This window comes from Sphingomonas sp. EU05-FHT14C10 (assembly GCF_058790595.1).
Map to the genome: position 1 here is coordinate 1 of NZ_JBYTEN010000037.1, position 10,925 is coordinate 10,925.

At 61.3% G+C, this 10,925-nt stretch carries 18 protein-coding genes and 1 tRNA gene; 10 read left to right on the top strand and 9 right to left on the bottom strand.

Translation table 11 applies throughout. The features are described from left to right. Positions 1-128: 128 nt before the first annotated feature. Positions 129-878 carry a hypothetical protein gene (locus AC3WT0_RS19505; protein ID WP_492755077.1) on the bottom strand — a complete coding sequence of 250 codons (750 nt, stop codon included), beginning with the start codon at positions 876-878 and terminating at the stop codon, positions 129-131. 43 nt (positions 879-921) lie between these two features. On the opposite strand from AC3WT0_RS19505, the gene AC3WT0_RS19510 reads away from it, so the two are divergent. The 3 genes from AC3WT0_RS19510 (at position 922) to AC3WT0_RS19520 (ending at position 1,668) form a co-directional block, all read left to right on the top strand. Continuing rightward, positions 922-1,128 (top strand): cold-shock protein, encoded by a 207-nt coding sequence (locus AC3WT0_RS19510; RefSeq protein ID WP_492755078.1) that lies wholly within the window; start codon positions 922-924, stop codon positions 1,126-1,128. Between the two features lie 4 nt (positions 1,129-1,132). Then, the gene (gene infA / locus AC3WT0_RS19515) at positions 1,133-1,390 is read left to right on the top strand and encodes a translation initiation factor IF-1 (RefSeq protein WP_492755079.1); all 258 of its coding nucleotides are present in this window, start codon (positions 1,133-1,135) and stop codon (positions 1,388-1,390) included. Between the two features lie 83 nt (positions 1,391-1,473). Next, positions 1,474-1,668: a hypothetical protein gene (locus AC3WT0_RS19520; RefSeq protein WP_492755080.1), complete on the top strand. Its 195-nt coding sequence runs from the start codon at positions 1,474-1,476 to the stop codon at positions 1,666-1,668. Positions 1,669-1,691: 23 nt separating this feature from the next. Here the strand turns inward: AC3WT0_RS19520 and AC3WT0_RS19525 are convergent, their stop codons facing one another. The 5 genes from AC3WT0_RS19525 to AC3WT0_RS19545 all read right to left on the bottom strand — a co-directional run bounded on the left by AC3WT0_RS19525 (position 1,692) and on the right by AC3WT0_RS19545 (position 3,270). Further along, on the bottom strand, positions 1,692-1,901 hold the full coding sequence (locus AC3WT0_RS19525; protein ID WP_492755081.1) for a hypothetical protein: 210 nt from the start codon (positions 1,899-1,901) through the stop codon (positions 1,692-1,694). Between the two features lie 22 nt (positions 1,902-1,923). Beyond that, positions 1,924-2,079: a hypothetical protein gene (locus AC3WT0_RS19530; RefSeq protein WP_492755082.1), complete on the bottom strand. Its 156-nt coding sequence runs from the start codon at positions 2,077-2,079 to the stop codon at positions 1,924-1,926. Between the two features lie 138 nt (positions 2,080-2,217). After that, complete coding sequence (locus AC3WT0_RS19535) at positions 2,218-2,673, bottom strand: hypothetical protein (RefSeq protein ID WP_492755083.1); 456 nt, start codon at positions 2,671-2,673, stop codon at positions 2,218-2,220. 104 nt (positions 2,674-2,777) lie between these two features. Continuing rightward, positions 2,778-2,990 carry a hypothetical protein gene (locus AC3WT0_RS19540; protein ID WP_492755084.1) on the bottom strand — a complete coding sequence of 71 codons (213 nt, stop codon included), beginning with the start codon at positions 2,988-2,990 and terminating at the stop codon, positions 2,778-2,780. A gap of 103 nt (positions 2,991-3,093) precedes the next feature. Next, positions 3,094-3,270, bottom strand: a complete 177-nt coding sequence (locus AC3WT0_RS19545; protein ID WP_492755085.1) for a hypothetical protein — start codon at positions 3,268-3,270, stop codon at positions 3,094-3,096. 422 nt (positions 3,271-3,692) lie between these two features. Between AC3WT0_RS19545 and AC3WT0_RS19550 the strand changes: the two genes are divergently transcribed. Then, positions 3,693-3,917: a hypothetical protein gene (locus AC3WT0_RS19550; RefSeq protein WP_492755086.1), complete on the top strand. Its 225-nt coding sequence runs from the start codon at positions 3,693-3,695 to the stop codon at positions 3,915-3,917. 14 nt (positions 3,918-3,931) lie between these two features. Here AC3WT0_RS19550 and AC3WT0_RS19555 read toward each other — a convergent pair whose 3' ends face one another. Continuing rightward, on the bottom strand, positions 3,932-4,090 hold the full coding sequence (locus AC3WT0_RS19555) for a hypothetical protein (RefSeq protein WP_492755087.1): 159 nt from the start codon (positions 4,088-4,090) through the stop codon (positions 3,932-3,934). A gap of 190 nt (positions 4,091-4,280) precedes the next feature. On the opposite strand from AC3WT0_RS19555, the gene AC3WT0_RS19560 reads away from it, so the two are divergent. The 3 genes from AC3WT0_RS19560 to AC3WT0_RS19570 all read left to right on the top strand — a co-directional run bounded on the left by AC3WT0_RS19560 (position 4,281) and on the right by AC3WT0_RS19570 (position 5,254). Next, a complete protein-coding gene (locus AC3WT0_RS19560) occupies positions 4,281-4,544 on the top strand; it encodes a hypothetical protein (RefSeq protein ID WP_492755088.1) in 264 nt (87 codons plus the stop codon). Between the two features lie 51 nt (positions 4,545-4,595). Further along, complete coding sequence (locus AC3WT0_RS19565) at positions 4,596-4,847, top strand: hypothetical protein (RefSeq protein WP_492755089.1); 252 nt, start codon at positions 4,596-4,598, stop codon at positions 4,845-4,847. 119 nt (positions 4,848-4,966) lie between these two features. Then, positions 4,967-5,254: a hypothetical protein gene (locus AC3WT0_RS19570; RefSeq protein WP_492755090.1), complete on the top strand. Its 288-nt coding sequence runs from the start codon at positions 4,967-4,969 to the stop codon at positions 5,252-5,254. Between the two features lie 452 nt (positions 5,255-5,706). Here the strand turns inward: AC3WT0_RS19570 and AC3WT0_RS19575 are convergent, their stop codons facing one another. After that, complete coding sequence (locus tag AC3WT0_RS19575) at positions 5,707-7,047, bottom strand: tyrosine-type recombinase/integrase (RefSeq protein ID WP_492755091.1); 1,341 nt, start codon at positions 7,045-7,047, stop codon at positions 5,707-5,709. A gap of 166 nt (positions 7,048-7,213) precedes the next feature. Then, positions 7,214-7,303, bottom strand: a tRNA-Ser gene (locus AC3WT0_RS19580). A gap of 122 nt (positions 7,304-7,425) precedes the next feature. Here AC3WT0_RS19580 and hspQ point away from each other — a divergent pair. From hspQ to gorA, 3 genes are all read left to right on the top strand, one after another. Beyond that, on the top strand, positions 7,426-7,806 hold the full coding sequence (gene hspQ, locus AC3WT0_RS19585; protein WP_492755092.1) for a heat shock protein HspQ: 381 nt from the start codon (positions 7,426-7,428) through the stop codon (positions 7,804-7,806). A gap of 84 nt (positions 7,807-7,890) precedes the next feature. Then, the gene (gene pgi, locus AC3WT0_RS19590; RefSeq protein ID WP_492755093.1) at positions 7,891-9,393 is read left to right on the top strand and encodes a glucose-6-phosphate isomerase; all 1,503 of its coding nucleotides are present in this window, start codon (positions 7,891-7,893) and stop codon (positions 9,391-9,393) included. Between the two features lie 90 nt (positions 9,394-9,483). Further along, positions 9,484-10,830, top strand: coding sequence for a glutathione-disulfide reductase (gene gorA, locus AC3WT0_RS19595; protein WP_492755094.1), 1,347 nt, complete (start codon positions 9,484-9,486; stop codon positions 10,828-10,830). Positions 10,831-10,925 lie beyond the last annotated feature (95 nt).

Consider the following 10,925-nt stretch of genomic DNA (forward strand, 5'->3'; position numbering starts at 1 on the left):
CTTCCGCTTCATCTGTCCGTCCCTTTGTCGGGTCGGACTCTAGCTCCAACTGGAGGAAAAAGCGGGGGTCACGTCACACGCTGTTAAACAGCGCGACAACGCGACGGTTAAGCGGCGCTTATCGAAAGCTATGATCCAGGGATCAATGTGATGATCCCGACCGATGTGGCCAGAAATGTCAGCACGAGATTCAGTATGCCGAGGATCAGGGTAAAACGACGCGCATCATGCATCACGGGCATGATGAGAAACGGCAGCGCGGCAGATGCGCCGAGCAGGCCATAGTGCAGCGCGATCAGCTTGTCCGCGATGAGAATCTCGCGGCCATTGGTGAAATATTCCGCCAGCGGACCGACAAGAAGCGAGGTGATCCAAGGCAGGGGCAATATCGTCAGCAACGGCAGCCGGCGGCGCGCGGGTGACCCTTCGCGCGGCAGGAATGGGGTCGTGCCGAGGATCATCAGCGCCACAAAGGCTATCAACATGGGGATGGGCGGCAGACCGATGGACTGGGAGGCAGCGACGATGACGACAAGCGCCAGGATCGCCGGAATCCATTTCGTCCATATACGCGGCGGTCTGGCGCGAGGCGTGACATCATCCGGCTTGCGGGGCAGCGCGGGGCCATGGCGTTCACGCGAGCTTAGATCGGGAAATGGATCAAGCGCAATGGGATGCGGCGTTTCGGACGAGAGCGGAAATAGGGCTCTGACCGAATCAATTCTTGGGCCAATTAAAACAGGGTTCGCAAACATTATCCCGTAATAATTTGACCAATCCATATCCATAGTATACAAATGGAATGCTAACGTCGCTTGCGACGGATTTTGAGGCATTTGTGCCGATTTTTCCTTTCTCGCGCTATCAGCCTTGATCACATCATTCGTGATCGAGCCCTATATTCTCGTGAGAGGAAATTTTATGCCCATCGGCACCGTCAAATTTTTCAACACAGATAAAGGCTACGGCTTCATTTCGCCCGACGATGGCGGGAATGATAGCTTCGTGCATATCAGCGCCATCGAGCGGTCGGGCATGCAGACGCTCAACAAGGACCAGAAGGTCAGCTATGATGTTGAAACCGATCAGCGCGGCAAGCTGTCGGCTGTAAATCTCCAGTCGGTCTGAGCCGTTGGCTAAAGAGGATCTTTCGGTCCTCGGCGGCGAGATCGAAGAGATATTGCGCGACGGGCGCTTTCGCGTCCGTCTCGAAAACGACCTGCTGATTATCGCCTATACTGCCGGAAAGATGAGGCGCTATCGCATCCGCGCGATCGTCGGCGACCGCGTTCAGGTGGAGATGACTCCCTATGATCTGGGGAAGGGGAGGATCATTTACCGCGAACGTACGCCGTCCATGGGGGGCGCGCCGCCGCGTCGCCGCCGCTGAAAGCGGCGGTGGCTGGCGGCCGCTGCCGCCCTGGCAGATCATCCCCTTCGGGCACCGTTCCCTTTTAAGCGCAGGCCCCGATAATGTCCGTGACCAGCAACTTCTATCTTGCCCGGGCCGCTGAGAGCGCGCGGGAGGCGGAACAGGCTACGCTGGAGAATGTGCGCGAACGGTGTCTGCGCTCCGAAGCGGCCTGGCGATCGATGGCGGAGCGGCTCTTGTCGAGCGAGGTGGGGCGTTCGAGGCAGGCTGCTGAAAAGGCTGCGCGGCTCGACTAAGGCAGGTTTGGATCGCGCCTGCCTTATATCGCAAACATGCGACCATCCCCAAAATAGGTCAGGTTCATCGTCAGCGACGAAAGTCGGTCGCCATCGCCATCATCAATGGCGTCGGCGATGAGGTTCCACATGTTGGCGGAATGAACGCAGCGATCATGCATCTTGGGTTCGGATGTCGTCAGCGCTATCGTGGCTGCCTCTGCCGACCAACGGCGGTAGAAGCTGGCGGGCATGTTTCCCATGGCCGGCAAGCCGCTATTCCATCAAGACGATGGGAGCGACGCCGATCTCGAACGCCAGCCTGTGATATTCGCGCGCGAGCCGTTCATGCGCATGCCGTGATTGCAGGCATTTCGCGTCGAAAGCCTTCAAGGCTTCTTCCTTCGCGCGACGTATATGAAAAACGGACATGACTAAGCTCCCTCCAACAGGCGGCAGCTCATCGATTTGCTGTCAACTGTCGCCCCGCCAGGGATCTTCGGGCGACATGCGGGTAGCATAGCACGGCGGCGCCGGGATCGACAGCGGAATGCTGATGATGCGCGGATTTTAAATTTCCGGCGAGCTCCCGCTTCGTGCCTCGATTTGCGGCTGAGTGCGTCTTTTCGCCGGCGGAGAGACACACGGAAATCGGGGCATTCCTTCGCTGGTCAGAATTTCCAGCGCGAGACGGTCTGCGAGGCTGCGATAGAAGCCCGCGATCGATGGCAGGGCAAGCGACATGGGCAACGAGGCCCCACAAACAAGCGAGATATCATGCGCGTAGGCGGGGGAACTGGACTCTTCGGGCCGACGCAGGCGTATAGATATCCGTCGAATTGCGACCAGCCGTGCCGTGCTCTGGCTGGGCGATCCGGTCATATTCTCGACGCGGTCGAGCTTGTCCGATGTCCTTTTGAGCCGCGCGAAGCGCGATGCGTCGTGATCGGCCTCGGCGAGCAGGACAGCGGCTTCTTCCAGCAGGACGCACAGGAACCTGTCTAGCTCGCGGATATGGTTGGCCACCAGGCGATTCTGAACGCGGCGCGCCCAGGGGCAGGAAACGTCATTCCTGATAGGGTGCTGCGATACGAACTCGCATCCGGAGACGAGCGTCGCATAGGCGCGCGCTAGCACGCGTAAGGCAATTTTCGCGGAAGAAGAAAGGGATCGGTGGTGGTCGATCCGCCGCGGAGGCGGCGCACCACCCTGTCGTCCGCGATCATTTTGGCTATACGCCGTGCATTGCCTCTGTGCTCGTCGCTGATCCTGCGCGTCGACGCGCTGGTCGCATGCATGAGCGCCATCTGATGAGCCGCATAATAGTGATTGAGATCCATCATTTTGTTTTCCCACTACAAGCGGGAGCACAATGGTCTCTCAGCCGCCGGCGCTTGAGGTCATTTGCCGACGATGCGTAATCATAGCACGGCAGGCCCAAATAGCCTAATGCGCTGCGGGATCGCTCGGCGCGCCGCCACCTCCCGCATCGCTGGTTTCAGCGCTATGTTCGGCTTTCCGCCGCATTGGCCGCAGCAGCAATGCCGCCCGTCGTAACAGCCACATGGCGAGGATGCCTGAGGCGACGAAAATCGCCTGGAGCATAAGCAGATCGGCTTTCACGGGCGGGCTCCTCGTTGCGCGGGAGCCCTACTGTCTCTCTGTCAGATCATGCGGAAACAGGTGATCCGATGGTCGAGGGTAGCAGGTGGCGTGAAGGTGGCGATAGCTCTATCTCGCTGGGCTCAATTCGTTCGCCAGCGGCGGCGTTATCGTGTATCAGAATGACATCGTCGCTTTTTGCCCGCAAGCTTGCGACGCCTGAGAGAAGAGATTTCCTCCCGCTTGCCCGCAGGAAACCTCTTTATGTCTCTCGCCGCCCGGCGACCCCTAAATCATTCGGTTCTGGCGCCAATTCGCAGGGAAAGGCGCGGTGCGCCGGTGTCCGGCGCGAATGGTCCGAGGCTTCAGCCTTACGGCATGTCCGGGCCGCCGGCCGCGTTGAATTCATATGCGCCGCCTATCCCCTCACAAAGGTAAATCAGATGAGCCGTGCCATTAATTTCTCGCTGACCGAGGCCGAGCTTCGGCAGCGATGCAAGCTTCACGAGGTCGGCATCAGCGCGATCGAAGGCCTGCCCAAGGGCGGAACACGCCTGGTCTGCCTGACAAGCAGGGGCGCCGAGATCATGCGCCGCCGCTATCCAAAGGAGATCATCGATCGTCCTCAGACGCGGCATCCCCATTTTGTTTCGGCGCTGCAGAAATAGGCCCGCGCATGTCCTCACATGCACTCGATCCCAGGAGCCTGGAATTTCTGCGCCGCCGCGAGCGGGAGGAGCGGACCAAGGCCCGGGCGGCGCTGAATTTCAGCGATCGCATAATCCATCTGGCGCTGGCGCGCGCATTCGCTCGTCAGATCGATCGCTAGATCCAGCTGCAACGCCAATCCTATGATCGGAAGGAGATTATCGTGGCCAAGGGTCAACGCAGGGGAAACAAGGAAGTCCGGAAACCCAAAAAGCCGGCGCCTCCGAAACTGAGCGCCGCCAACCCATCGCAAAAGACAGACCCGCCCAGGATCGTGAAAGACTGATCATCACGTCCCGGCTGCGGCTTCGAAAGGAATTGTCATGTTGCCTTCATCTGAAATGTGTCGGGTCCAGGAAGCCTATCAGCGCGATCGGGCGGCGTGCACCGAGTTCGAGAATGTCCGCGTCATCGCCGAAAAGGCGGCCAATGCATGGCGGCAGGAGGGCATCCTTGCCGAGGATCGGGAAGCGCGCAGGATCAAGGTGCGCGCGAATGCCAAGGTCATCGCGCTGCGGCGGCAGCAGACGAAAGAGGCCGATCGGTTGCTCAGCGAAAATCCCGATCGCGGTTTTGCCGATCTCTAGGCGCATGCGCCGCCGCCTTTTTGTGCGCGACCTTATCGAAGGAGCAGAGCGATGGACTGGGATGAAGTAACCTCGCACCATATCGTGCGAAGCTGGCACGAATGGGAGATTGACGGCCGCGAGCGCCGGATCGTGCTTGTCGTCGAAACCCAGCTGGAACTCCAGCCCGAGAAGATCGATTATGATGATGATCTGGTTGAGGAGCTGCGGGCTGCCGCGATCGCGCGCTTGCGGGCGAGCGCCAGCGCGATCGACCGCATCCGCATTGTGCCGGTGCGCTATCGACGGAATGCGGATGGTTAGGTTCGATACTTCGCCAGCTTACTTATCAATACGTCATCCGAGATGCGTCGCCGCGTCGCAAACACTTTTCCTCTCGGTCAAACGCGATTATGCGCCCCGCAAAATTCTAGGCTGCCTGCGTGCGGCTGACCGCGAAGTGCACGGCGGTGGGCCCGATTAACCAAGGTACGCGTTCAAATGGCATGCGCCTCCAGATCGACGTGACCCTTGACTGCTTCATGCCTGAAATTGTCGACGTGCTGCTCACGATTGAAATCGCGCAATTATTCGACCAGGTCCTGATTGAAGATAAACTGATCGTTGACGCTGCGGGACCACTGCGCCCGATCCCAGGCGAGGAAAGTCTGGGGCAATGCACGTGGATGAGGGCCAATGGGGATTTCAGGTTCGCTACCGGGCTGTGGTAGCCGTTGATCGGCTGTTGCCTGTCCTGGCTAGCGTCCCGTCCATACCACTGGGCGAACTCCCAGCGCTGGTCGTGCCCTATTTGTGGCCAAGCCGATACTGTGAGGCCGATCGGTTCGAGCAGTTTGTCTAACGCGAGTTTCGCGACCTGATGGTGGCGACACGGTGTTTTGACGTCCTCACGTCGGGATTAGCATAGCAACCGGTCCAGCTTTCCGGGACCACCTCACAGAAGCAGGGCGTTGGGGCCGCCTTTCAAATTTGCTTGGCCGAGTTTCTCTAGCTGATAACTACCCTCCAAGCGCACTCGCCGCCTCGACCAATATGAGGGGCATGCTGGAGTGTTGGCGTTGCATCATTGATGATCATGACCGGGTGTTCGGCGTCCCTGGGGCACGCGTGTATCTAACAACCGCAGCACTACACCCGTCGATCCGGCCGCATCGCGCCATCGCTAAGCCGCAGGCTCTCTTATCGGGAAGCGGAAATCAGCCGAAACGGGTGCGGGAAGACGACGTCGCGAGTGCTCCCCCGTCTCTTTCGCTGGCCGCTCGGTGAGCACGGCTGGGTCCGGCAGGCCTTCACTTAGCATTGTCGCCCAGGCCCTGGCGATCTCGCGCCGACGGGGCATGTAAGCCGCACGATTATAGGCGCCTTCGACCTTCTCTCTGGGGACGTGGGCCAGCATAAGATCAATGATTTGCCGATCACCTTTCTTTCCGCGCCGCTCTGCCCATTCGTTCATGATGGTCGAGAATGCCGCTCGGAAACCATGCGGTACATGGTGGCCGTGATATCCGGCACGGTTGAGCAGGTAGCCGATTGCGTTTTCGCTCATGGGCCGATGGGCATGTCGGTTGCCCGGGAACAGCAGTTCGCCATCGCCTGTCAACGGCCACAGCGCGCGCAAGACGGCGACGCTCTCGCTCGCAAGAGGGACGAGGTGATCACCATCAATCTCCTGCTTGCGATCGAGATCGCCCTTCATGCGCGCTGATGGGATCCGCCACATGGGCTTTGCCCCATCGAGATCTTCGAATTCGCTCCACCGTGCACCACGCAGCTCGTTGGGGCGAACAGCGGTCAGCGCGAGCAGACGGAGTGCAAGTCGCGTAACTGGCCGAGCATAATCCTCCTCAGCATCATGGATCATCTTCCTCAGACGAGAGAGATCGGTGATCGCCGGCTGACGCCCCTTCCGGAGGGGCTTGAGCGCTGCGCCCAGCTTCTCAGCTGGATCGGTCTGGGCAATTCCTTTCGCAATGGCGTAAACAAACACGGCCGAAACGCGCTGCCGAATGCGCTTTGCCGTTTCGATCGAGCCGCGGTCCTCGATCGCCGTGAGCACGTCGTAGATGATCGGAGGCGTCAGGTCTGCAATCGGAATTTCTCCGATCGCGGGAAAGATGTCACGCTCGAGGCTGCGGAGCACATCGGATGCGTGGATCGCCGCCCATTGTGGCTTCACCACTGCGTGCCATTCCCGAGCGACACGTTCGAATGTGTTCCGGCCGGCTTCGAGGTTCGCTGCCACTTTGAGCTTCTTCACGACCATCGGGTCACGGCCTTCGGCGAGCAGACCCCTGGCGCTGTCGCGCTTGGCGCGGGCATCGACGAGACTGACCATTGGATAGTTTCCGAAAGCCATCGTCTTCTGCTTGTCGCCATAGGCGTAGCTCCACTTCCAGAGCTTCGACCCGTTCGGTTTCACCAGCAGGTAAAGCCGGTGGCTATCGGTCAGCTTATATTCCTTATCGCGCGGCTTGGCGGCGCGGATCTTTGCATCGTTCAACATCGTTGTCTCCGGGACCACGTTTTTCCAATGCCGGGACCACGAATCGGGACCACGCCAATATCGGAGGCGTGCGCACGACTGCGGACAAGCCGACCCACTAAGCGTCAGATTTTAAGGAAAAATATCAATCCGGGTGGACTTTTGCGCACCCCTGTGGAGGGGCCGCTGGCGGAGAGGGTGGGATTCGAACCCACGGTACCCTCGCGGGCACGCCGCATTTCGAGTGCGGTGCTTTCGACCTCTCAGCCACCTCTCCGCGAGGATCATAAACGCGGCAGGGCGCCGCGCCGGGTCGATCGAAGGCGCGCTGTTAGCGAAAGCTGTGGACGGTTACAAGCTACTGCTTGCACGTGGGGCATCTCTCCCTAGATTGATTGCATGAAATATTCGGGAATCCCCACTTCTCCGGCGGCCGCCGCGCTCCAGGCTCCCCCGATCGCTCATGCACGCTTCGCGATCGGCGACGTGGTGCGCCACCGGATCTTCGATTTCCGTGGTGTCGTCTTCGATATCGATCCGGTTTTCGCGAACAGCGACGAATGGTACGATTCGATTCCTGAGGATGTCCGCCCGGCCAAGGATCAGCCTTTCTACCATCTGCTCGCCGAGAATGGCGACAGCAGCTATGTCGCCTATGTCAGCCAGCAGAATCTGGTGCGCGAGGATGATGGCGAGCCTGTCTATCACCCCGCCATCGCAGGGTTGTTCGACGATTATCGCGACGGCCGTTACAGCCTGCGCCGCGAGCATCGTCACTGATCCGGCCTGAAGCCGCAGGCGCTGATTGAGTTCGCCCGCCCGCATGGCTAGGGCGGGCGCGCGACCATATTTGGAGTGCGTGCGATGGCCGACAGCGCGACGATCAGGGCCCGGATTGCCGGGCACAAGCCAGGACGAATCGAAAAACTGTTCGAAAGCGAGGCGGATCGGCTGTCGCGTCTGACGCTGAGCGAAGGACCGATCTTCTTCGACTGGTCGAAGACGCATCTCGACGCCGCTCTGATCGCCGACTTTGCCGAGCTTGCTGCGACCTGCGGGCTGGCGGCGAAGCGCGACCTGCTGTTCGCCGGCGGGATCGTCAACCCGAGCGAGGACCGCGCCGCCGAGCATCCCGCCGAGCGCGGCGAAGGCGCGCCCGAGAGCGTGGCGCGTGCGCGTCATTTCCACGCGCGGATGCGCTCGCTGATCGACGCGATCGAGGCCGAGGCGTTCGGCCCGATCCGCCACATCCTTCATGTCGGTATCGGCGGATCGGCGCTTGGCCCCGATCTGCTCGTCGACGCGCTGGGGCGCGATGCCGGGCGCTACGATGTCGCGGTCGTCTCCAACGTCGACGGTGCCGCGCTGGAGGAAGTGTTCAAGCGCTTCGATCCTTCGGCGACCCTGCTAGCCGTCGCGTCCAAGACCTTCACCACCACCGAGACGATGCTCAACGCAACGAGCGCGCTGCAGTGGATGGCCGAGGGCGGAGCCGAAGACCCCTATGGCCGCGTCGTTGCGCTCACCGCAGCGCCCGACAAGGCGGTCGAGTGGGGCGTTGACGAGACGCGCGTGCTGCCCTTTGCCGAGAGCGTCGGCGGCCGTTACTCGCTCTGGTCGTCGATCGGCTTCCCGGCTGCGCTGGCGCTCGGCTGGGATGCGTTCGAAAGCCTGCTCGAGGGCGCGGCGGCGATGGACCGCCATTTCCGGCTGGCCGAGCCCGCGCGCAACGCGCCGATGATCGCCGCCTTCGTCGACCAATATTATGCGCAGGTGCGCGGTTGCGAGACGCGCGCGGTCTTCGCCTATGACGAGCGGCTGAGGTTGCTGCCGTCCTATCTCCAGCAGCTCGAGATGGAATCGAACGGCAAGTCGGCGACGATCGACAACAAGCGCCTCGATCGTCCGAGTGCGCCGATCACCTGGGGCGGCGTGGGGACCGATGCGCAGCACGCGGTGTTCCAGCTTCTGCATCAGGGCACGCATCTCGTTCCCGTCGAGTTCGTCGCCGCGATCGAGGCCGAGCACGGGCTGGACGACGATCATCACCGCACTTTGCTCAACAATTGCTTCGGGCAGGGCGCGGCGCTGATGACCGGACGGCCGAGCGACGACATGGCGCGCAACTATGATGGCGATCGCCCGTCCTCCACGATCCTGCTCGATCGCATAGATCCCGCGACGCTCGGCGCCCTCATCGCCTTTTACGAGCACCGCACCTTCGTGAACGCCGTGCTGCTCGACATCAATCCGTTCGACCAGTTCGGCGTAGAGCTGGGCAAGGAGATCGCGAAGTCGATCGGCAGCGAGGATCCGGCGCGCTTCGATCCCTCGACAAGAGGGCTGATCGAAAAGGCATTTGGCTGAGATAGGCTCGATCAGTCTGATCGAGACAAGTGGCTTTGCGGAAGCGAGCGCGACACCCTAGATCGCGGCGAAACCGGTTTGGAGATGGCGATGGCCGCCTATGATTATGATCTGTTCGTCATCGGTGCGGGTTCGGGCGGCGTGCGCGCCGCGCGCGTCTCCGCTGCGCATGGCGCGAAGGTGGCGATCGCCGAGGACCATAAGGTCGGCGGCACCTGCGTGATCCGCGGCTGCGTGCCCAAGAAGCTGCTCGTCTATGGCGCGCATTTCGCCGAGGATCTGATGGACGCGCGCCATTTCGGCTGGAAGGTGGAGCATTGCACCTTCGACTGGCCGACGCTGCGCGACAATGTACTGGCCGAGGTCGACCGGATCAGCGGCGCCTACACCACGACGCTCGACAATCATGCGGTCGAGATTTTCCGCGAGCGTGCGACGGTCGCCGGCCCCCATGAGGTGAAGTTGGCGAGCGGACGCATCGTTACCGCCAGATATATCCTGATCGCGACGGGCGCATGGCCGACCCTCCCCGACGTGCCCGGTGCCGAACATGGCATCACGTCCAACGAGGTCTTCCATCTCGAGACGATGCCGAAGCGCGTCCTGATCGCGGGCGGCGGCTATATCGCAAACGAGTTCGCGGGGATCTTTCACGAATTTTCCTGCCACGTGACGGTGATGAACCGCAGCGACGGCATATTGCGCGGCTATGACGAGCAGATCCGGGACCGGTTGCTCCAGATCTCGATGACCAAGGGCATCGATTTCCGCTTCAACGCCGAGTTCGAGGCCATCGAGAAGCAGGCGGACGGCTCGCTGCGCGTCACGATGACCAATCACGCGCCGATCGAAGTCGATCGGCTGCTGTTCGCGATCGGACGGACGCCCAAGACGATGGGGCTGGGCCTTGAAAACGCAGGCGTGGAGCTGGGCGAGCGCGGCGCGATCAAGGTCGATGCGGACAACCGGTCGAGCTGCGAGTCGATCTTCGCGGTTGGCGACGTGACCGATCGCATCCAGCTTACCCCCGTCGCGATCCGCGAGGGGCAGGCCTTTGCCGACACGCAGTTCGGCGGCAAGCCGACGCGCGTCGATTATAGCTGCATCCCCTCCGCCGTGTTCAGCCACCCGCCGATCGCGGGTGTCGGGATGACCGAGAGCCAGGCGAAAATCAAATATGGATCGGTGAAGGTCTATACGTCGGACTTCCGCCCGATGAAGAATGTGCTTGCCGGCCGCAACGAGCGTGCGCTCTACAAGATGATCTGCCAGCCCGAGACCGACCGTATCCTCGGCATCCATATGATCGGGCCGGATGCGCCGGAGATCCTTCAGGTCGCGGCGATCGCGATCAAGGCGGGGCTGAGCAAGGCGACGTTCGACCAGACGGTGGCGCTCCACCCGACCATGGCCGAGGAACTGGTGCTGATGCGCTAGTTTTCGATCCGGCGTACCGGATCGAGCGCGGTGCCGGCCCGCTCCCCCACCCGGCCTCCCACAGAGTGTATCCTGGATGGGAGGCCGGGTGGGGG